Origin of the sequence: Streptomyces sp. NPDC050485 (genome assembly GCF_044458185.1) — a bacterium.
GTDB lineage: Bacteria > Actinomycetota > Actinomycetes > Streptomycetales > Streptomycetaceae > Streptomyces.
In genome coordinates, this window is the sequence record NZ_JBITHR010000009.1 from 274,397 (window position 1) to 295,010 (window position 20,614).

Here is a 20,614-nt window from a genome sequence, read left to right on the forward strand (position 1 = left end):
CCATATGCGGGCAAAAACGCCCAAAAGTGCCTGAATGTTCCCAAGGCACGGTGTTTGTCTGGTGCCACGGGCGCAGCAGAAGCACCCCTGACAGGTCCTGGATTTGCCGCCGATCGGCGACCGCGGGCCGGGCCGGCCCCTCGGTCAGTCGGCAGCGGTGGCGGGCACGGGGACCTCGGGGGTCACGCCGGCCACGCACTCGTCTGATTGGCCTGCTGGAGGCCGCCGCTCGCGGAGTTCCACGATGGCGGCCTCGAAGTCTTCGAGCGTGTCGAAAGCTCGGTAAACGGACGCGAAGCGCAGGTACGCGACGAGGTCGAGCTCCTGCAACGGGCCGAGTATGGCGAGACCCACGTCGTGGGTGGTCAGCTCGGCGCTGCCGGTGGCGCGCACCGCCTCTTCGACCCGCTGGCCGAGCTTGGCGAGGGCGTCCTCGGTGACGGGCCGCCCCTGGCATGCCTTACGGACGCCGGAGATGACCTTGGTGCGGCTGAAGGGCTCGGTCACGCCCGATCGCTTGATCACCATCAGCGAGGCCGTCTCCACCGTCGTGAAGCGACGGGAGCAGTCGGGGCACTGTCGGCGCCGGCGGATCGACGTGCCGTCGTCGGTCGTACGGCTGTCGACGACCCGGCTGTCGGGGTGCCTGCAGAAGGGGCAGTGCATGGTTCCCAACCCTCCTTCACAGCACGACTGAATAGCCTCGCCGGGCCCGAAAACCACCCGCGAAGCGACCACAAGCATAGGCGATGACCAGGGTCTTGATGGACCATGGACCACAACTTCTGGGCGGCTGCACCAATCCAACCACTAGATCTAGGGTTTCGCCGCCTGCCACGCCCTACTGCGTGTCGCTGGATCCCGACTGCGGCCCGGCACGTTCCGGCCGCCCACGAGATTACGGGAAGCGCGTGGCAGCCATGGATCGAGGGGGTGCCGGATGACAGACTGTGCGTCGCCGCACCGACGCCGCAAGCGACGCGCGGCACCCACCGGAAAGGTCCCCTGGGGGAGGTCGCCAGGCGTCCGCCCCGGCGGTGAAGGTTACCGTAATGGCCCGAATTGCCGTTCGGTGGGCCCCTAGTCGGGACTCGCACATACACCCACCCGCACGACCACGTAATGCGTTCTGTATTTTTTCACTCGAACGTGTGTTTGGCGCAACCTTTCGAAAGCAACTACCGTTGTCCAGCTAGGGAGACCATTTCGAGAGGGGCCGACGTGACCACCACCGCAGACAGTGCCACCATCACTGCCCAGGACCGCTCCCAGACCCGACTTGAGCCGGTGCATGCCATGAATGACGCAGTCACGAACCAGGGGGCGGACGCCGCGCGGCCGGCCCGTTCCCTGCCCGGCCGGCCTCCAGGGATCCGGGCGGACAGCTCCGGGCTCACCGACCGGCAGCGGCGGGTCATCGAAGTCATCCGGGACTCCGTGCAGCGGCGCGGCTACCCGCCGTCGATGCGGGAGATCGGTCAGGCCGTCGGTCTCTCCAGCACCTCGTCGGTCGCTCACCAGCTGATGGCCCTGGAGCGCAAGGGCTTCCTGCGCCGCGACCCGCACCGGCCGCGCGCGTACGAGGTCCGCGGCTCCGACCAGCCGAGCAGCCAGCCCACCGACACCACTGGCAAGCCCGCCGCCTCGTACGTGCCGCTGGTCGGCCGGATCGCGGCCGGTGGCCCGATCCTCGCCGAGGAATCGGTAGAGGACGTCTTCCCGCTCCCCCGCCAGCTGGTCGGTGACGGTGAACTGTTCGTCCTGAAGGTCGTCGGCGACTCGATGATCGAAGCCGCGATCTGCGACGGGGACTGGGTCACGGTACGTCGCCAGCCGGTGGCCGAGAACGGTGACATCGTCGCCGCGATGCTGGACGGCGAGGCCACGGTCAAGCGTTTCAAGCGCGAGGACAACCACATCTGGCTGCTTCCGCACAACGCCGCCTACCAGCCGATCCCCGGCGACGAAGCGACCATTCTGGGCAAGGTCGTGGCGGTGCTCCGGCGGGTCTGACCACCGCCGCCCTGACCGGGGCCCCGGGACCTCCTGCGCCGGTCCCGGGGCCCTGCTGTGTCGGCAGGCAAACCTACCGTCGGCCCGGTGCCAGCCCGCGCGCCAGCGGTACGCCACGGGCGGGTCCAGCCCTACTTGCCGTCGGCCTTGGCCGCCGCGTCGATCGCCGCGAGCGAGCGACGCGCCTGGTTACGGTCCGTGGTGTACCAGAAGTCGGGCAGTGAGGCCCGCAGATAGCTGCCGTAGCGGGCATTGGCCAGCCGCGGATCGAGTACCGCGACCACGCCCCGGTCCCCGGTCGCCCGTACGAGACGGCCCGCGCCCTGAGCCATGAGCAGCGCGGCGTGGGTGGCCGCCACAGCCATGAAGCCGTTGCCGCCGCCCTGCTCCACCGCCTTCTGGCGGGCGCTCATCAGCGGGTCGTCGGGGCGCGGGAACGGAATCCGGTCCATGATCACCAGCTGGCAGCTCGGCCCGGGGACATCGACGCCCTGCCACAGAGACAGTGTGCCGAACAAGCAGGTCTTCGGGTCGGCGGCGAACGTCTTGATCAGCTCACCCAGCGTCTCCTCGCCCTGGAGCAGGATCGGATGATCCAGCCGACCGCGCAGTTCCTCGGCGGCCGCCTGGGCGGCCCGCATCGACGAGAACAGGCCGAGGGTGCGGCCGCCGGCCGCCTCGACCAGTTCGGCCAGCTCGTCCATCATGTCGCCGCGCGAGCCCTCGCGACCCGGCGTGGCCAGGTGCTTCGCGACGTAGAGGATGCCCTGCTTGGGGTAGTCGAAGGGCGAGCCGACATCGAGGCCCTTCCACTGCGGCGCGTCCTCGCCGCCAGTGCCCTCCGGGGCGAGACCGAGCGAGGCGCCCACCCCGTTGAAATCGCCGCCCAGCTTGAGGGTGGCAGAGGTCAGGACGACTGAGCGGTCCGCGAAGAGCTTCTCCCTGAGCAGCCCGGACACGGAGAGCGGGGCGACCCGCAACGAGGCGCCGAAGCGGTCGTGGCGCTCGTACCAGACGACGTCGTACTCGGAGCCGTTGGTGATGCGCTCCGCCACGTTGTGCACGCTCTCGACCATGGCGAGGGCCTGCTTGCGCACGGCGTCCTCGTCCTGGACGGACTTGTCGCGGGTGGATCCGATCGCCGAGATCACCGTACGGGCGGCGTCACGCAGCGCCATCAGCGCATAGCCGAGATCCTCCGGGATCTCCTCCAGGCGGCCGGGCAGGGCCAGCTCCATGAGCCGCTCGAAGCCTTCGGCGGCGGTCTGGAGCTGATCGGCCGCCTTCTCGTTGACCAGCTTGGCGCTGCGCCGCACGGCCCGGTTGACCTGGCCGGGGGTGAGCTCGCCGGTGGCGACACCGGTGACCCGTGAGACCAGCTCATGGGCCTCGTCCACGATCAGTACCTCGTGTTGCGGGAGCACCGGGGCACCCTCGATCGCGTCGATGGCGAGCAGCGCGTGGTTGGTGACGACGACGTCGGAGAGCTTCGCGCGCTCGCGGGCCATCTCGGCGAAGCACTCGGCCCCGTACGCGCACTTCGTCGCGCCCAGACACTCGCGCGAGGACACCGAGACCTGGCCCCATGCCTTGTCCGAGACGCCCGGCGTGAGGTCGTCGCGGTCGCCGGTCTCCGTCTCGTCCGCCCAGTCCCGCATCCTGAGCAGGTCCTGGCCGAGCCTGCTGGTGGGCGCGGCCGATTCGAACTGGTCGAAGAGGCCCTCGTCCTCGTCCTGCGGCGCACCCTCGTGGAGGCGGTGCAGACACAAATAGTTGGAGCGGCCCTTCAGCATGGCGAACTGCGGGCGGCGCCGTAGCAGCGGATGCAGCGCGTCCACCGTGCGCGGCAGGTCGCGCTCCACGAGCTGCCGCTGGAGCGCCAGTGTCGCCGTGGCGATCACGACACGCTCCCCGTGCGCCAGGGCCGGCACCAGATAGCCGAGGGACTTTCCGGTGCCCGTCCCGGCCTGGACCAGCAGGTGGGAGCTGTCGTCGACGGCGTCGGCGACAGCCGTGGCCATGGTGACCTGGCCAGACCGCTCCACACCGCCGACGGCGGTGACGGCGGCGTGCAGGAGCTCGGGGAGTGAAGGCTTTGTCATAGCCAGACCACCCTAAGGCTCGCCACTGACAATCCGATCACTCCGCCGGAGCGAGAGGGTTCACGACCGTGCCGTGGACCGTGGCGTGCGGCCGCTCGGGGCGGTCCCGGTAGCCATCGGTATACAGACGGTTCCGGTTGAGACAGAGCCGCTCGATCCGGGGAGCGAGCAGGTCGAAGGTTTCGTAGCGGTCCTTGTCGTGGGGGAAACGCGCCTGGTGCCGCAGGATCTCGTCGCGTACGAGTGCCCAGAAGTCGGCCTCGGGGACGCCCAGTTGGTCCTCGCACAAAGGAGCCAGAAACCGGAAGACACCCACGAAGAGCCCCGAATGAATGAATTGAGTGAGGAAGGAGGGCGCCTCGGTGAGCAAGATCTTCCGAACGTCTTCCGGCATCGAATCGTGTTCGGGCAGATGCTCGGCGCTCACGTTGATGTCGTCCACGAAGTCCTTGATCGCGAGGCGCACGGGAACGTCCTGGTCGTCGAAGACGACGATGGCGTTCTCGCCGTGCGGCGAGAAGACGGTTCCGTAGCGATAGAGGAAATGAAGCAGCGGCGGCAGCATGGCTCCGAACAGGCGGCGCAGCCATACCCGGGGCGCCAGGCCTGAGCGGGCGACGAGTTCGGCCGTGAAGGCGCGTCCCTCCGGGTCGGTGTGAAGCAGCGCGGCAAGCGTCCGGGCCCGTTCGCCCGGGGCGAGTCTCGGCTGCAGCGGCTCACGCCAGATCGCCCCGAGCAACTCCTTGTACTGGTACGGGACTTCATCGATGTGGTCGTACAGCGGATGCTCGACGGCGACCGAGGCCACCTCGCCGAGCAGGATCACCCGGCAGCCGTTCCGCAGGAAGGCGTCCGCCTCGCACAGGCCCTGCACCCAGGCCGTGACGGCGGGGGCGGCGACGGTTCGCTCCGTGGGGAGCCCGCGCCAGACCAAGGTGTTGAGGATGGACAGCGGCAGTTTCACGGTGTGGCGATCGGGCCGCGCGAGGTTGAGGAAGGTGCGGATGGACTGCTGCGGCAGCCGCATGTCGCCGTCGGTGGCGAGCGGCACGATGGCGTTGTCGGCAACGGCGGGGGCGAAGAGCGGAAGGATCATCTCCGTCCACTGCCAGGGGTGTACCGGCAGGTAGAGGTAGGAGGCCGGGTCGAGGCCTCTGGCCCGGAGCGCCGCGGCGAACGACTCGCGGACGGGCGCGTCGAGTTCGCGGTCGTAGAGGCGGTCCGGCGTTGCGAGCGCCTCGACGCCGCGGTAGGTCGCGATGTCCCTGCGGACCGCGATCCAGGGCAGCCGGGCCGGAGTGCGGGCTTCCGGGCTCCAGCGTGCGGCGTCGTCCGCGGAGAAGCCCAGCCGGCCCTTGTTGAGCACGAGCCAGGGGTGACCGGTCTGGTGGCCTTCCAGCTCCGCGTAGCCGAGTTCGGCGAGCTGGGCGGCGGGCAGTGCCCCGGCGTGCAGCCGGCTGTCGGCGGACAGCGTGGCGGTGAGTTCCCGTACGACGTGGCCGAAGGTGGCACCGTCGATGCCCAGGGTTCGGCGGGCCAGGGCGAGGAAGCGGATCGGGTCGCCGAAGGGTTGGCCTTCGGGGGCCGTGCGGGAGTGGCCGGTCGCGCCTTGGCTGCCAGGCCCTTCGACGCCGGTGGCGGTCTGGTCAGCGAGATCGCCGACGGCTGCGGCAGGCCCGTGACCGGACCCCCCGCCGCTTCCGGCAGGTTGGCCGATGAGCCGGACGGAATCGGGCTCCACCAGCCAGCCGCCGTACGCGCCGCGCTTGGCCCGAAAGGCCAACGTGCCGCCGTCGTCCAGCATTAACCGGTACTGACCTGCGGTTTTCCCGGCCGGACCGGCATTGTCAGTGGCGGGTCCTACCGTTGGCTTCACGATCTCCTCGTATGCGAAGGCACCGATCATCTTCGCGAGGAGGAGGCGTCCCGCGCGGTCCCAGGCCTCGCGGTTCAGCCCGGGCGGGGCCAGCAGCCCGGGCGGGGCTTCGGGGTCGAGGGCGCCGTAGGAGTCATGGGGAGAAGGAGGTTTCGGCACGGAGACTCCTCGGGGTGGAACCGATGCGGGGCGGGTGGTGGGTGCGGAGCGGCGAGGCGTTCACAGCAGGTTCCTGAGCGCGCGGTCGCGGACCATCAGGGCCGCTCGCTTGTCGGGGAGGTCGACTTCCGCGTGGAAGCGGAAGCCGGCGCTGAGGAACGCGGAGACGGAGGGGGTGTTGCGCAGATCGGGTTCGGCGATCACGCGGGGGCAGTGCGGGCGGTTGTCCATGATCAGGTCGGCGACGGCCCGGAGCAGGGTGGTTCCGACGCCTCGGCCGCGGTCGGTGACTCCGCCGATGAGCAGATGCACGCCAGTGTCATGGGGACGGGCCGGATAGTGACGGGCCAGCGGGTCCAGGTCCGCGCGGTAGATCTCCCAGTAGCTCATGGGGGTTCCGCCGAGGACGCCGAGGCAGGGCACGCTACGGCCGTCGCCGTCCAGTTGGCCGCGCAGATGGGCAGCCGTGACGGACGCGGGCCCGGCCAGGTCCCAGAAGGCGGCCACGGCAGGGTCGTTCATCCACTTGGTGAGGAGAGGGAGGTCTCGTTCGAGACGTACGGGTACGAGGTGGAACACGCCGACCGGTGTGGTGGCCGGTGCCCAGTCGCCGGGGGAATCGAGCAGATCGTGCGCGACGGGGTGGGCGGTGACCCGCCGAGGAGCACCGCCTGACAGCAGCCGCGGGGCAGTGCCGGGTCCAGGGCGGGTGCTGTCAGCGTGGAGAGGTCCCTGTGCGGCGGCATCGGCCGTGGGCGCGCAGGCGGCTCCCGGCCGGTCGGCGAGACCGGCCCCGAGGGGTTCGCCCGACGCGTCCGGGGCCGAACCGTCCGATCCGGCAGCCCCGTCAGCGAACAGGGCGATGAGCTCGTCGGGCAACTGCAGGTCCAGGGTGTCCTCGGCCTCCTCCCCCGGTTGGGGGGTCGGGCCAGCGCCGGCGTCGGTGCTCGCATCGGTGGGAGGCACGGCGACGTTCCTCTCTCAGCAATTCGTACGGGTCATGTTCCGGGGGTGTGAAGGGGGTTGGTGATGGTGACGTAGACCGACTGGGTGTCGACCGGGCCGACGAGTTCGTCCAGGCCGTGCAGCCGGGTCAGCAGGTTGGCCTTGCAGCGCAGGCTCGGGCTGTCCAGGAGTTGGGCGGACAGGGGCGAGCCGAGGCCAGTGGCCCGGGTGAGGAACTGGCGCAGCGCTGCGAGGAGTACGCGTTCGTCCGCGAGGTGCTGGGCGCCGAAAGCGCCGATGAGACCGAGGATGTTGTTGATGCCGAGGTAGTAGGCGAAGCGCTCGTCGGTGACGGCGTCGGGGACGAAGGTGTCGCTGACGGCGCCGATGCCGGGCAGGCGACGGTCAAGGGCGGCTCGGTGGGACTCGCGGAAGTAGTAGCCCTGGTTGTCTCGGTAACGGCCGCCTACGGGCCAGCCGTTGGGGTCGAGCAGGACGAGGGTGTTCTGCTGGTGCGCTTCGAGGGCGATGCCGGCGGTGCCGTCCAGCCAGAGCACGGGGCGTACGACCTGGTCGAGGTAGCGCAGGAACCACTCGGCAGAGACCGCCGTGGTGGGCCGGCCGGTCCGGGCGGCGAGCCGGCGCACGATGTCGGCGAGGCGCGAGTGCGTTCCGGTACGGCCCGGCATGGGGCGCGGCGCGGTCAGTCCTGCGATGCAGACGGCGTCGTCGCCGGGTCCGAAGGGGTTGTGGCGGAACAGGACGTCGAGCCCCGGCACGGGTTCGCCGTCCGGGGTGTCGACGGCGAGCCAGGCCGGGTCGCGGACGATGTCGAAGCGGGGGTGGGCGGACTGCCACTCCTCGGCGAGACCGGCCCGCAGCAGACGGTGGACCTCCACGCCCCGGTGGAGTTCCTTACGGAGGTTCTCGCGACGGGAGTTGGTGATGCGTACGCCGAGGGACAGCTTGAGCATGGCGTCGGCGCCGGGGCGGTGGACGGTGCGCACGGAGGAGGTGGGATACCAGTCGCCGCCGTGCGGACCCAGGTCGTGCAGGAGCCCGGCGTCGAGCAGTGCCGCGACGGCGGGGCGCTGCACGAGGTCGCGGGCCTGCCAGGGGTGCAGGGGCAACGGGGCGGTATCCGGCGGGAGTTGGAGCCTGTCGGCGAAGCGCTGGGCCAGCTGTGCGGCGGCGATGGTGCGGCCGTCCTCCGCCCAGGCCGAATCGGTGGCCAGTACGGAAGGGGCGACGGCCATCCAGTGCAGCGGGAAGGACCCGTACAACTCGGGCGAATACCGGCGCACTTCGGCCTCGGAGAGGCCCTCGCGGCTCTTCGGGGTGGGGTGCAGCGGGTGGCCGAGGAGGAGGGACTGTTCGGCGGTGAGGAAGAGATCGGCTGCTGCGCAGGGGCCGGGGCGGGTGCGCCGCTCGGCGATGAAGTCGGCGGTGCGCCGGACGGAATCGGCGACCCGGCCCACCAGGTCGGCGCCCTCGCGCTGGCCTGCCTCGCGCCCCAGAAGGGCGGCGACCGTGACGGCGTCGGCGGGCGGGGCGCCCTGCCGGCCGCCCTCCAGGGACGGCCTGCCGAACCGGTGCCAGCCGGTGCCCGACCAGTACGGCACGGGCACCAGCAGAGCCGTGCCGCTGGCGGCGAGGGGGATGCGCAGCACCGGTCCGTCGGGCGCGGCGAGATCGTTCTCCCGTACCCAGCAGCGCAGCAGGTTCTCCACGGCGGCCGCTTCGGCGGCGGCCTGCGGATCGGGATCGTCCAGCGGGTCGGCGGAGCCGAGACCGGGATCGTCGGGGGTGGTCAGTCGTTCGTCGTGGATCCCTGTCTTCTGGTGCGGAACCGTCATCGGCTCGGCCACCAGCGGGCCGCAGGGGGCGGTGGGGTGGCCCTCGGCCTCGTGCGCATCGGGTGCGGGAGTGGGATTCACGGCGGTCTTCCTCGGTAGCTCGTGTGGTGATCCAGGGTCAGTGGGACGGTCCGGCCTCGGTCCGTCGGCGCGCGATGTGCCTCGACTGCGGGGAGCCCGCAGCGGCGGCCAGGGCGTCGGCGAGCCGCTCCAGGACGGCCATGGCTTGTTCATCGGTGAGGGTGAGCGGCGGCAGCAGCCGTACGACACTGGAGTGGCGGCCGCCGAGTTCGACGATGAGCCCGCGCCGCAGGCACTCCTGCTGCACCGCGGCGGCCAGCGCGGGCGCGGGGGGCGGCGGGTTGCCCGAGCTGAGGTCCTCGCGCTCCGGGTCGACGAGTTCGACGCCGATCATCAGGCCGCGCCCCCGTACCTCGCCGATGTGCGGGTGGTCGGCGGCGAGCCCTTCCAGGTGGCCGAGCATCCGGGCCCCGAGGACGGCCGCCCGGTCGGCGAGCCGGTTCTCCCGGACGTACGCGAGGGTGGCCGTCCCGGCCGCCATGGCCAGCTGGTTGCCGCGGAACGTGCCGGCGTGCGCGCCCGGTACCCACGCGTCGAGGCCGTCCCGGTACACGATCACGGCCAGTGGCAGCGAGCCGCCGATGGCCTTGGAGAGCACCATCACATCGGGCACCACCCCGCTGTGCTCGACGGCCCAGAAGGTGCCGGTGCGCCCGACTCCGGTTTGCACCTCGTCGGCGATCAACGGGATGGACCGGCTCTCGGTGATCTCGCGCATGCGGCGCATCCAGGCGTCGGGCGCCGGGATCACCCCGCCCTCCCCCTGCACCGGTTCGAGGATCATGCCGGCCGGTGCGGGGACTCCGCCCTTGGGGTCGTCGAGCACGTTCTCGGTCCAACGGGCGGCGAGTTCGGCCCCGCGCTCGCCGCCGATTCCGTACGGGCAGCGGTAGTTCTGCGGATAGGGCAGCCGGGTCACCCGTACGTCCGGGGCGCCGCCGGAGACGGCGAGGGCGCCGGCCGTCATGCCGTGGTAGGCACCCGTGAAGGCGAGCATTCCGGTGCGGCCGGTGGCGGTGCGGACCAGTTTCAGGGCGGCTTCCACCGCGTCCGTGCCGGCCGGTCCGCAGAACTGGATGCGCCCGTTCTCGGCGAGTTGGCGCGGCAGGGTGGCGAACAGCTCCGTGGTGAAGGCGTCCTTGACGGGCGTCGCGAGATCGAGGATGTGCAGCGGCGCCCCCGAGTCGAGGACCTTGCGGATCGCTTCGAGCACCACGGGATGGTTGTGCCCGAGCGCCAACGTCCCTGCCCCGGAGAGGCAGTCGAGATAGCGCCGCCCGTCCGCGCCCTCGATCGTCAGTCCGCGGGCCCGCACCGGCACGATGGGCAGCGAGCGGGCATACGTCCGGGCAGCCGACTCCCGGAGGGACTGCCGTCGCAGGATTCCCTCATGGGTGGCGGGCAGCGCCGTCGGAGCTGGTTCGGTCACGGCCACGACTACTGGTCCTCCCGCTGTGACGGTTCCGTATCGCGTCCGTTGCGCGGTGCGTACGCCCACGCTGAACGCTGTCCTGATGTCCCCCGTACGTACCAACGACGCCGGGATCGGAGGATCACGGCCTGTCCGGAAGTTCCTTGCCTCCGGGCAAGGTTGGCCTTACCGGAGCGGCCGGACGGGACTGCGGGTCGGAACCGCGGCCCTGCCGGGTACCGTCCCCTCCGGCACCGGCATAGTGGGGGCCGCACTGAGGCACCGTCCAGCGGTGCCGCTGTTCACGAGTTCAGAAGACGAAGACGCTGTGATGACGAAGTTCCAGGGGGAATACGACATGCGACCGACACGCCCGACTCGCGCCGAGCGCACGGGGAGGAGAGCGCGTCGCGGGGCCCTCCCCGTGGTGGCCGCGCTCGGCCTCACGGCCGTGCTCGCACTGACCGCCACGGCGTGCGGTCCGGGCAGCTCCAACGCCGACAGCAAGCCGTCGGCCTCGGCGACCGCGGGCGGCGCCGACAAGCTGCAGATCCCGGACGACGTGAAGGACCAGCTCAAGAAGCACGGGATCGACCTGGACAAGTGGAAGAACGGCGACTGGAAGAACTGGGACAAGGACAAGTGGCTTCGTGAGGCGAAGGACTATGTCAACCCGATCATCCAGGACCTGTGGGACCCGGAGCGGATGCGCAAGGCGGACAAGCCCCCGGAGAAGGCCGTCCCCAACGACATCTCCGGCGACAAGGGCGTGACGGATCCGACGCCGGCGCCCGTCAAGGCCGCGGCCGTGAAGGCTCCGTACCACCAGAGCCTTCCTGAGCTCGGCAAGCTGTTCTTCGACAGCCCCGAGGGCTCGATGGTCTGCTCCGCGACCGTCGTGAAGGACCCGGCGCACCCCGGCAAGTCCAACATGGTGTGGACCGCGGGCCATTGTGTGCACGCGGGCGCCAGGGGCGGCTGGTACCGCAACATCGCCTTCGTCCCCTCCTACAACAGCTCCAACCTGCCGATGGCGCAGTTGCAGAAGGCGACCAAGCAGCAGATCGCTCCGTACGGCGTCTTCTGGGCCGACTGGGCGCAGACCTCGCAGCAGTGGATCGAGCAGGGCGGCCCGACGGGCGGCACCGGCGCCCCGTACGACTTCGCCGTGCTGCACGTGACGCCGGAGAAGAACTCCAACGGCAAGTCGCTCGAGGAGACCGTCGGCGCCGCGCTTCCCGTGGACTTCAACGCCCCGGCCGTGCCGAAGATCAGCGCCATGACGGCGAACGGCTACCCGGCCGCGCCTCCTTACGACGGCCAGAAGCTGTACCAGTGCCAGGACAAGCCGGGTCGGCTCTCCCTGGATGCGAGCACCCCGACGATGTACCGCATCGGCTGCACCATGACCGGCGGCTCCTCCGGCGGCGGCTGGATCGCCACGGGCTCGGACGGCAAGCAGTCGCTCGTCTCGAACACCTCCATCGGCCCGGTCACGGCGGGCTGGCTGGCCGGTCCACGCCTCGGCAAGGAGGCCAAGGGTGTTTACGACTCGGTGAGCACTAAGTACGCGAGCCAGTAGACGCATTGCGGGGGTCCTGTGAACGCCCGGGGCCCCCGTTCGTACCCCCTGCGCCGAGCAGGCATAGTAGGGGGCTGCGCGGTGGGCGACCGTGCACACGTCCGCCCACCGTACTGACAAGTTCATGGCAAAACCTGCCCGTGTGGGGCAGGCTCATCAGGGGGAATCGTTCTCATGCGTTCCATACGTCCGTTGCTGGCCGCTTCCGGCCTCGCCGCGGCTCTCGCGCTCACCGCCACCGCGTGCGGTCCGGGCGGCGACAACGCGGACAGCAAGCCGTCCGCATCGAGCTCCGCCCAGGGCAAGGGCGACTCCGCCTCTCCCGCCGACCTGGCCGAGACCCTCAAGAAGCACGGGGTCGACCTGGACAAGTGGAAGAACGGCGACTGGAAGAACTGGGACAAGGACAAGTGGCTTCGTGAGGCCAAGGACTTCGTCAACCCGGTGATCTCCGGCTTGTGGAAGCCTGACCGGATGAAGTCCGCCAAGGACCCGCAGAAGACCATGGCGGCCGGTGACGTCAACGGCGGTACGGGCATCTCCGACCCCGAGCCCGCGCCCGTCAAGGCCGTCCAGGAGAAGCTGCCGTACCACGACTTCGCGGCCCCGGTCGGCAAGGTCTTCTTCGACTCCCCCGAGGGCTCCATGGTGTGCTCGGGCACCGTCGTGAAGGACCCGGCCCACCCGGGCAAGTCCAACATGGTGTGGACCGCGGGCCACTGCGTCCACCAGGGCGGCTCCGGCGGCTGGTACCGCAACATCGCCTTCGTCCCGTCGTACAACGACCAGGGCAAGTCGGCGGCGGCGCTGAACAACGCGAAGCCGCAGGAGATCGCCCCCTACGGCGTGTACTGGGCCGACTGGGCCTCGACGTCCAATGAGTGGATCAGCGACGGCGGCCCGACGGGCGGCACGGGTGCCCCGTACGACTACGCGGTCCTCCACGTGAAGCCGGAGAACGGCTCCAAGTCTCTCGAAGAGACCGTCGGCAACGCGCTGACCGTCAACTTCTCCGCGCCGCAGGCCAAGTCCGTGGCGGCGATGGGCGCTTGGGGCTACCCGGCGGCGCCCCCGTACGACGGTCTCCAGATGTTCAAGTGCGTCGACCGTCCCGGCCAGCTCTCCATCAGCCCGGGCACGCCCGCGATGTACCGCATCGGCTGCACCATGACGGGCGGATCCTCCGGCGGCGGCTGGTTCATGAACGGCCCCGACGGCAAGTCGCAGCTGGTCTCCAACACGTCGATCGGCCCGGTCACTTCGGGCTGGCTGGCCGGCCCGCAGCTGGGTGCCGGCGCCAAGGCGCTCTTCGACTCGATGAGCGCGAAGTTCGGCGGCCAGTAACACCCGGATACGACCTGAGGCCCGCTCCCTCCTACGAGGGGGCGGGCCTCACGTCATACCGGTCTTGCGTCATGCGGGCCAGCGAACCACCCGCTCAGCGGCGGGCGGTACGTACGCTCAGTGCGCGGCCGGCACATAGGGGGCCAGCTCGGCGGCGAGCACCTCGTGCACCCGCGCCTTGAGCACGGTGCCCTCCGCGATGTGCTCCTCGGAGATCACCTCGCCCTCGGCATGCGCCCGGGCGACCAGCTGCCCGTGGGTGTAGGGCACCAGGGCCTCGATCTCGATCTCGGGGCGCGGCAGTTCGGTGTCGATGAGCCCGAGCAGCTCCTCGATGCCTTCGCCGGTGCGGGCCGAGACCGCGATGGAGTGCCGCTCGATCCGCAGCAGCCGCTGCAGCACGACCGGGTCCGCCGCGTCTGCCTTGTTGATCACCACGATCTCGGGCACATTGACGGCGCCCACATCGCGGATCACCTCGCGCACGGCGGCGAGCTGCTCCTCCGGCGCGGGGTGCGAGCCGTCCACCACGTGCAGGATCAGATCGGAATCCCCGACCTCCTCCATGGTGGATCGGAACGCCTCTACGAGGTGGTGCGGCAGATGCCGTACGAATCCGACGGTGTCCGCCAGCGTGTACAGCCGCCCGCCGGGCGTCTCGGCGCGGCGAACCGTCGGGTCGAGGGTGGCGAACAGCGCGTTCTCCACCAGCACGCCCGCGCCCGTGAGGCGGTTGAGCAGCGATGACTTGCCCGCGTTGGTGTATCCGGCGATGGCGACCGACGGCACCTTGTTGCGGCGCCGCTCCTGGCGCTTGATCTCGCGGCCGGTCTTCATCTCCGCGATCTCCCGGCGCATCTTCGCCATCTTCTCGCGGATCCGCCGGCGGTCCGTCTCGATCTTGGTCTCACCGGGACCACGGGTGGCCATGCCACCGCCGCCGCTGGACCCGCCGCCGCCCATCTGCCGGGACAGCGACTGACCCCAGCCGCGCAGCCGCGGCAGCATGTACTGCATCTGCGCCAGCGACACCTGCGCCTTGCCCTCACGGGACTTGGCGTGCTGGGCGAAGATGTCGAGGATCAGCGCGGTCCGGTCGACCACCTTGACCTTGACGACGTCTTCCAGGTGGATCAGCTGGCCCGGGCTGAGCTCACCGTCGCAGACCACCGTGTCCGCGCCGGACTCCAGCACGATGTCCCGCAGCTCCTGCGCCTTGCCGGAGCCGATGTAGGTGGCCGGGTCGGGCTTGTCGCGGCGCTGGTAGACGCCGTCGAGCACCAGGGCGCCCGCCGTCTCGGCGAGGGCCGCGAGCTCCGCGAGTGAGTTCTCCGCGTCCTTGAGCGTCCCCGTGGTCCATACGCCGACCAGCACCACGCGCTCCAGGCGCAGCTGCCGGTACTCGACCTCGGTGACGTCCTCGAGTTCGGTGGAGAGGCCCGCCACGCGCTTCAGCGCGGCACGCTCGGAGCGGTCCAGCTGGTCGCCGTCCCGCGCTCCGTCGATCTCGTGGCTCCAGGCGACGTCCTCTTCCATCAGGGCATCGGCCCGAAGGCTCTCCGTGCGGTGCGTGTCCGCGAAGCTCTGCTCGTCCTGGGAAGGGGATGAAGAGGAGGTCATTGGATCCTTTACGTCGTTGGAATTCCGGACCGGAGTCCCCGAGGGAATTCCGGCTGTGTCGGTCACAACGCGTAATGGACCCGAATGATTCCCGAACGGAATCCGGCCCCGGCGGCGCCGCCGACGTGAACGATGGTCGCACGGCGTCTCCAGGGCCGTCACCCCGGTTTTCCGGCCCTGCCCCGGTCTGGCGGCGCCGGTCCCCGGCAGACCGGGCCGGTGGCCGGTCAGGCGTGCTTCGGTGGCTGGCTGTGCCAGTCCGAATGGCCGGGCATCGGCGGCGTCTTCTCCCCGTACAGCCACGCCGTGAAGAACCCCGACAGGTCACGCCCGGCGATCTCCGAAGCCAGCGCGGAGAAGTCGGCGGTCGTGGCAGTGGAGTCCCGGTGGTCGCGCACCCAGCGCCGTTCGAGGCGCTCGAAGGCCCTCGTCCCGATCTCCTGGCGGAGGGCGTAGAGGACCAGCGCGCTGCCGTCGTAGACGATCGGGCGGAAGATGCCGATCTTCTGCCCGGGCGCGGCCTGCCTGGGCTTCGCCGGCGGCCCGCCCGCAGCCCGCCAGCCGTCGGACAGGGCGTAGGCATTCCGCATCCGCTGCTCCATGGACCGCTTGCCGTACTCCTCGGCGTACCGCGCCTCGTACCAGGTCGCGTGCCCCTCGTTCAGCCAGAGGTCCGACCACATGCGGGGTGAGACGCTGTCGCCGAACCAGTGGTGCGCCAGCTCGTGCACCATGACCGACTCGACGTACCACTCGGGGAACTCGGGGCGGACGAACAGCGACCGCTCGAACAGCGTGAGCGTCTGCGTCTCCATCTCGAACCCGGTGTCGGCCCCCGCGATCAGCGCCCCGTACGTTTCGAACGGGTACGTCCCGACCTGGCGCTCCATCCAGGCGATGTGCGCGGGCGTCTTCTTCAGCCAGCGCTCCAGCTTCGCCTTGTCCGCCGCCGGGACCACGTCGCGGATCGGCAGCCCGTGCGGCCCCTCCCGGTGCAGCACCGCCGAATGGCCGATCGACACCTGGGCCAGCTCGGTCGCCATGGGGTGGCTGGTGCGGTACGTGGACACGATCCTGGCGCCGTGCCGCTCACGCGCGGTCGGCAGACCGTTGGCGACGACCGTCACGTCCGGCGGGGCGGTCACATGGAAGGTGAAGAACGCCTTGTCGGAGGGGTGGTCGTTGCAGGGGAACACCCGGTGGGCGGCGTCGGCCTGATTGGCCATCACCAGACCGTCGGTGGTGCGCACCCAGCCGCCGTCGCGCGCGCCGTTGGGGTCGCTGGTGTGCCGCACCGTGATCCGCAGCGGCTCACCGGGGTACACCGGGCGCTCCGGAGTGACCACCAGATCCTCGTCGGCGCTGGCGAACTCGGCGGACTGGCCATTGACTTCGACGTCGTGCACCTGGCCCCGGGCGAAGTCGAGATTGATCCGCTCAAGTCCGCCCGTCGCGACGGCATCGATGGTCGTGACGGCCTCCATCGGCTTCCTGTTGTCCCCGAGATACGTGAGCCCGATGTCGTACGAGAGCACGTGGTACCCCGGGTTGCCCAAATGCGGGAACAGCGGGTCCCCGATGCCGAGCGGCACGGGGGCGGGCATGGCTGCGGCGACTACGGATGCTGCGGCGGCGGCCAGCAGCGCGGCACGCAGTCGGCGGGGGCGGCGCGGGGTGAGCGGCATGCACTACGGCTACCAGGGCGGCAGCCGGGTACGACGGCGACTCGCGTTGATCCACTCTAACGAGGGGCGGGGGAGGTTGCGGGGTGCCAGGGGGCGGATGTCAGATGCTGATGGGGCTCAGCCGGCATCCGTCACCCCGCAGCAGCAGGATGCTGCGCCCGGCTCACGTCGTACACCCCCGGCACATCGCGCATGGCCCGCATGAGCGCGGGAAGGCCTGCGGCGTCCGGGAGTTGGAGGGTGTAGGTGTGCCGGACCCGTTGTTCGCTGGGGGGTTCCACGGTGGCCGAGACGACCGCCGCCTCGGCGATGGCGATGGCCTCCGTGAGGTCGGCGAGGAGGCGTGGACGGCCGAATGCCTCGGCGACCAGGGTCACCCTGCATTCCACGGCGTCCCCCCAGCGCACCTCCACAGGCGCCCGTCCCCCCGCCTGCATGCGGGCCACGGCCGGACACTCCCGGCGGTGGACGGTCACCGCCGCCCCGCGCACCGAGAAGCCGGTGACCGCGTCCGGTGGTACGGGTGTGCAGCAGCCCGCGAGACGTACCGTCACATCCGGCAGGTCGGTCATCGCGTTGGCGGCTGCCCGCCGGCCGGCGGGGACGTTGACCTGCGGCCGGGGCGCCACGGCCGGCACTTTGGCGCCCTCCGGGTGGACGGCGAGCCAACCGGTGATCGCGATCCGGGCGGCCGGGGTCCTGGCGTGGTCGAGCCAGTCGGACGACGGCCCCGAGGACGCGTCCTGGGTCAGCAGCAGCTGCACGGTGTCGCCGTCGCCCAGCACCGTACTCAGCGTCGCCAGGCGGCCGTTGACGCGCGCGCCGATGCAGCCGTGGGCATCCTCCCCGTACTGCGCGTAGGCGGCGTCGACACAGCTCGCGCCGGCCGGCAGGCCCAGGGTGCGGCCGTCGGCGCCGTAGACGGTGATCTCGCTGTCCTCCGCCAGTTCTTCGCGGAGCGAGGACCAGAACGTGTCGGGGTCGGGCGCGTTCTGCTGCCAGTCCAGGAGGCGGGAGAGCCAGCCGGGCCTGGTCGGGTCCTCGCGCTCGTCCCCCGCCTGCTGCGGCCCGTCGCCGGGGCCCGCCGCATAGGGGTTGCCGAGCGCGATCACCCCGGCCTCGGCGACCATGTGCATCTGGTGCGTGCGGATGAGGACTTCGGCGACTTCGCCGCTCGGGCCGACGACCGCGGTGTGGAGCGACTGGTACAGGTTGAACTTGGGCGCCGCGATGAAGTCCTTGAACTCGGAGACGACCGGCGTGAAACAGGTGTGCAGCTCGCCCAGGACGGCATAGCAGTCGGCGTCCTCGGCGACCAGGACGAGAAGGCGGCCGAAGTCGGTACCGCGCAGGTCACCGCGTTTGAGCTGCACCCGGTGTACGGAGACGAAGTGGCGTGGCCTGATGAGGACTTCGGCGTTGATCCCGGCTTCCCGCAACACCCCGCGTACGCCGTCGGCGATCCCGGTGAACGGATCGACGGTGCCGGAGTTGCCCGCGATCAGGACCCGGGTGTGTTCGTACTCCTCGGGGTGCAGGATCGCGAAGACCAGGTCCTCCAGCTCGGACTTGAGGGCCTGGACGCCGAGGCGTTCGGCGAGCGGGATGAGAACGTCCCTGGTCACCTTGGCGATCCGGGCCTGTTTCTCGGGACGCATCACACCGAGGGTGCGCATGTTGTGCAGCCGGTCGGCCAGTTTGATCGACATCACGCGTACGTCGTCGCCGGTGGCGACCAGCATCTTGCGGAACGTCTCCGGTTCAGCTGCGGCGCCGTAGTCGACCTTCTCCAACTTGGTGACGCCGTCCACCAGATAGGTGACTTCCTCACCGAACTCGGCCCGCACCTGATCGAGCGTCACTTCGGTGTCCTCGACGGTGTCGTGGAGGAGGGAAGCGGTCAACGTCGTTGTTTCGGCGCCCAGTTCGGCGAGGATCAGCGTCACGGCGAGGGGATGGGTGATGTACGGCTCGCCGCTCTTGCGGAACTGCCCGCGATGGGACGTTTCGGCAAGGACGTACGCGCGGTGCAGTACGGCCAGGTCGGCGTCGGGGTGGTGGGCGCGGTGCGCGTCGGCCACATGGCCGATGGCGTCCGGCAGCCGGTCCCGGGAGACGGGTCCCAGCAGCGCCGCGCGTCCCAGTCTGCGGAGGTCGATCCGGGGGCGACCGCGTCGGCGGCTCTGAGCACCAGGATTTGTGGCCTCTGCACTCATGGGGCACCTCCGGCAGCATCGACCGGTGGTGGAGGGACCGGCGTGTCCCTCCGTACCGGTGCTTGATGCTACCGAGCCCACCACGTGGCGCAGTCCCGCTCTCGCTCAGCGTGAAACGGATCACCCATTCGAGCGAAGGTTCAGGACACGGCCGTTTCGGTCCCGACCGGACCGATCAGGATGTGGCGGGCTCCTCGGGCGGGCCGGTCAGCCGGCCAGGAGCGCCGGATCGATGACGCCTTCGGCGACGATCACCGCGGGTCCGGTCATCTCGATCTCGCCGTCCGGGTACTCGGTGATGAGCAGGGTGCCGCCGGGAAGATCCACGGTGTACGCGGCCGGGGCGCCGGTGACCGCGGGGTCCGCTCCGTCCCTGCGCGCGGCGGCTACGGCGACCGCGCAGGCGCCGGTGCCGCAGGAGCGGGTCTCTCCCGCGCCGCGCTCGTGGACCCGCATGGCCACGTGTCCGGGGCCGCGGTCCACGACGAACTCGACGTTCACTCCGTCCGGATACACGTGCGCGGGGGTGAACGGCGGTGCCGAGAACAGGTTGCCCGCGTGGTCCAGGTCGGCCACGAAGGCGACGGCGTGCGGGTTGCCCATGTTCACGTTGCGCGCGGGCCAGCTGCGGCCGTCCACGGTGACCGTGACGCCCTCATCGGGGAGCACGGCGCGCCCCATGGAGACGGTGATGTCGCCGCCCTTGGCGATGTGCACCTTCTTGATGCCGCCGCGGGTGGCGACTGCCACGTCGCCCTCTTCCACGAGCCCGGCCCGCTCCAGATAGCCGGCGAAGACACGTACCCCGTTGCCGCACATCTCGGCGATCGAGCCGTCGCCGTTGCGGTAGTCCATGAACCATGCGGCCTCGTCGGCCATGGCCTTGGCCTCCGGGTGTGCGGCGCTGCGCACGACATGGAGCAGGCCGTCGCCGCCGATTCCGGCCCGGCGGTCGCAGAGCCTGGCGACGGTGGCCGCGGGCAGGTCGATGGCGTTGTCCGGGTCGGGCACGATCACGAAGTCGTTCTCGGTCCCGTGGCCCTTGAGGAAGGCGATCGGCGAGGTGTTCACGCGTCAATCGTACGGGGACGCACTGACACCCGTACGGGACGGCTGCCCCCAGTGGCCGCCGGGCTCAGCGGAGCCGGGCGACGCGCCAGACCGCGAGCGCGACCAGTACGCAGGCGAGGCCGACGTAGAGGGCGAGGACCCGCCAGTCGGGGCGTTCGCCGGATCCTCTGGTGGGCAGGCCCGGCCAGGTGTGGCCGACGCGGCGGGCGGCCATCATGCCCCATCCGGCGGCGCAGCAGCTGATGAGGAGGCCGAGCATGGCCACGACCGGTCCGCCGTCGCCGAATTCGAAGGCGAGGGGGAACGCGAACATGAGCGAGCCGAGCGCCGCGAGCATCACGATGGGGGCGAGCTGCCAGATCCTCAGCCGAGGCTGGGGCCGCAGCTCGACCTCGACCTCACCGCCGTCGGACACGGCACCGACGGAGCCGTCCTCCGGCCCGTCCGGGCTCAGTCCGGACGCGCCGAGCACCGTGGACCCCAGCACCGAGGGCGTTGCTTCCGGGGAGCGCCCGGCATCAGCGTTGCCTTCTGCTGATTCCGCTTCCGAAACCTCCGGGGACGCGGAATCGTGATCCGTCGAGCGCGGGAGCGCGGCGTCCTCCCGCGATCCTTGCTCTCTGTCGCGAGGGCCGGCCTCCATCGCCACGCGC

14 protein-coding genes are annotated in these 20,614 nt (G+C 70.5%); 3 read left to right on the forward strand and 11 right to left on the reverse strand.

Annotated elements, in window-relative coordinates; all coding sequences use genetic code 11:
- Nucleotides 1-144: 144 nt before the first annotated feature.
- Nucleotides 145-666, reverse strand: a complete 522-nt coding sequence (gene nrdR / locus ACIBK6_RS20615; protein WP_399052718.1) for a transcriptional regulator NrdR — start codon at nt 664-666, stop codon at nt 145-147.
- Between the two features lie 555 nt (nt 667-1,221).
- On the opposite strand from nrdR, the gene lexA reads away from it, so the two are divergent.
- Nucleotides 1,222-2,013: a transcriptional repressor LexA gene (gene lexA, locus ACIBK6_RS20620; RefSeq protein ID WP_399052719.1), complete on the forward strand. Its 792-nt coding sequence runs from the start codon at nt 1,222-1,224 to the stop codon at nt 2,011-2,013.
- Between the two features lie 131 nt (nt 2,014-2,144).
- Here the strand turns inward: lexA and ACIBK6_RS20625 are convergent, their stop codons facing one another.
- Genes ACIBK6_RS20625 through ACIBK6_RS20645 form a run of 5 tightly spaced genes read right to left on the reverse strand, consistent with a single transcriptional unit; the run spans nt 2,145 to nt 10,467 of the window.
- Nucleotides 2,145-4,115 carry an ATP-dependent DNA helicase gene (locus ACIBK6_RS20625; protein WP_399052720.1) on the reverse strand — a complete coding sequence of 657 codons (1,971 nt, stop codon included), beginning with the start codon at nt 4,113-4,115 and terminating at the stop codon, nt 2,145-2,147.
- A 37-nt stretch (nt 4,116-4,152) separates the two neighbouring features.
- A complete protein-coding gene (locus ACIBK6_RS20630) occupies nt 4,153-6,150 on the reverse strand; it encodes an IucA/IucC family protein (protein WP_399052721.1) in 1,998 nt (665 codons plus the stop codon).
- Between the two features lie 60 nt (nt 6,151-6,210).
- The gene (locus ACIBK6_RS20635; RefSeq protein WP_399052722.1) at nt 6,211-7,116 is read right to left on the reverse strand and encodes a GNAT family N-acetyltransferase; all 906 of its coding nucleotides are present in this window, start codon (nt 7,114-7,116) and stop codon (nt 6,211-6,213) included.
- Nucleotides 7,117-7,148: 32 nt separating this feature from the next.
- The gene (locus ACIBK6_RS20640; protein ID WP_399052724.1) at nt 7,149-9,032 is read right to left on the reverse strand and encodes an IucA/IucC family protein; all 1,884 of its coding nucleotides are present in this window, start codon (nt 9,030-9,032) and stop codon (nt 7,149-7,151) included.
- A gap of 37 nt (nt 9,033-9,069) precedes the next feature.
- Nucleotides 9,070-10,467 carry a diaminobutyrate--2-oxoglutarate transaminase family protein gene (locus ACIBK6_RS20645; protein ID WP_399052725.1) on the reverse strand — a complete coding sequence of 466 codons (1,398 nt, stop codon included), beginning with the start codon at nt 10,465-10,467 and terminating at the stop codon, nt 9,070-9,072.
- Nucleotides 10,468-10,801: 334 nt separating this feature from the next.
- Here ACIBK6_RS20645 and ACIBK6_RS20650 point away from each other — a divergent pair, with 334 nt between their 5' ends.
- Nucleotides 10,802-12,025 (forward strand): hypothetical protein, encoded by a 1,224-nt coding sequence (locus tag ACIBK6_RS20650; protein ID WP_399052726.1) that lies wholly within the window; start codon nt 10,802-10,804, stop codon nt 12,023-12,025.
- Nucleotides 12,026-12,199: 174 nt separating this feature from the next.
- Entirely contained in the window at nt 12,200-13,369 is a 1,170-nt protein-coding gene (locus ACIBK6_RS20655; RefSeq protein WP_399052727.1) for a trypsin-like serine peptidase, read from the forward strand.
- 117 nt (nt 13,370-13,486) lie between these two features.
- Here ACIBK6_RS20655 and hflX read toward each other — a convergent pair whose 3' ends face one another.
- The 5 genes from hflX to ACIBK6_RS20680 all read right to left on the reverse strand — a co-directional run bounded on the left by hflX (nt 13,487) and on the right by ACIBK6_RS20680 (nt 20,604).
- On the reverse strand, nt 13,487-14,989 hold the full coding sequence (hflX, locus tag ACIBK6_RS20660) for a GTPase HflX (RefSeq protein ID WP_399052728.1): 1,503 nt from the start codon (nt 14,987-14,989) through the stop codon (nt 13,487-13,489).
- 227 nt (nt 14,990-15,216) lie between these two features.
- Entirely contained in the window at nt 15,217-16,674 is a 1,458-nt protein-coding gene (locus ACIBK6_RS20665; protein WP_399052729.1) for a M1 family metallopeptidase, read from the reverse strand.
- 131 nt (nt 16,675-16,805) lie between these two features.
- Entirely contained in the window at nt 16,806-18,890 is a 2,085-nt protein-coding gene (locus ACIBK6_RS20670; protein WP_399052730.1) for a RelA/SpoT family protein, read from the reverse strand.
- A gap of 207 nt (nt 18,891-19,097) precedes the next feature.
- A complete protein-coding gene (gene dapF, locus ACIBK6_RS20675) occupies nt 19,098-19,961 on the reverse strand; it encodes a diaminopimelate epimerase (protein WP_399052731.1) in 864 nt (287 codons plus the stop codon).
- A gap of 64 nt (nt 19,962-20,025) precedes the next feature.
- Nucleotides 20,026-20,604 (reverse strand): hypothetical protein, encoded by a 579-nt coding sequence (locus ACIBK6_RS20680; RefSeq protein WP_399052776.1) that lies wholly within the window; start codon nt 20,602-20,604, stop codon nt 20,026-20,028.
- Nucleotides 20,605-20,614: the final 10 nt, after the last annotated feature.

Excerpts from the sequence above, each read along its gene's own strand:
- ACIBK6_RS20655 (WP_399052727.1), top strand. The coding sequence starts at position 12,200 with ATGCGTTCCATACGTCCGTTGCTGGCCGCTTCCGGCCTCGCCGCGGCT.
- ACIBK6_RS20680 (WP_399052776.1), bottom strand. The coding sequence starts at position 20,604 with ATGGAGGCCGGCCCTCGCGACAGAGAGCAAGGATCGCGGGAGGACGCC.
- hflX (WP_399052728.1), bottom strand. The coding sequence starts at position 14,989 with ATGACCTCCTCTTCATCCCCTTCCCAGGACGAGCAGAGCTTCGCGGAC.
- ACIBK6_RS20665 (WP_399052729.1), bottom strand. The coding sequence starts at position 16,674 with ATGCCGCTCACCCCGCGCCGCCCCCGCCGACTGCGTGCCGCGCTGCTG.
- nrdR (WP_399052718.1), bottom strand. The coding sequence starts at position 666 with ATGCACTGCCCCTTCTGCAGGCACCCCGACAGCCGGGTCGTCGACAGC.
- ACIBK6_RS20670 (WP_399052730.1), bottom strand. The coding sequence starts at position 18,890 with ATGAGTGCAGAGGCCACAAATCCTGGTGCTCAGAGCCGCCGACGCGGT.
- ACIBK6_RS20650 (WP_399052726.1), top strand. The coding sequence starts at position 10,802 with ATGCGACCGACACGCCCGACTCGCGCCGAGCGCACGGGGAGGAGAGCG.
- ACIBK6_RS20625 (WP_399052720.1), bottom strand. The coding sequence starts at position 4,115 with ATGACAAAGCCTTCACTCCCCGAGCTCCTGCACGCCGCCGTCACCGCC.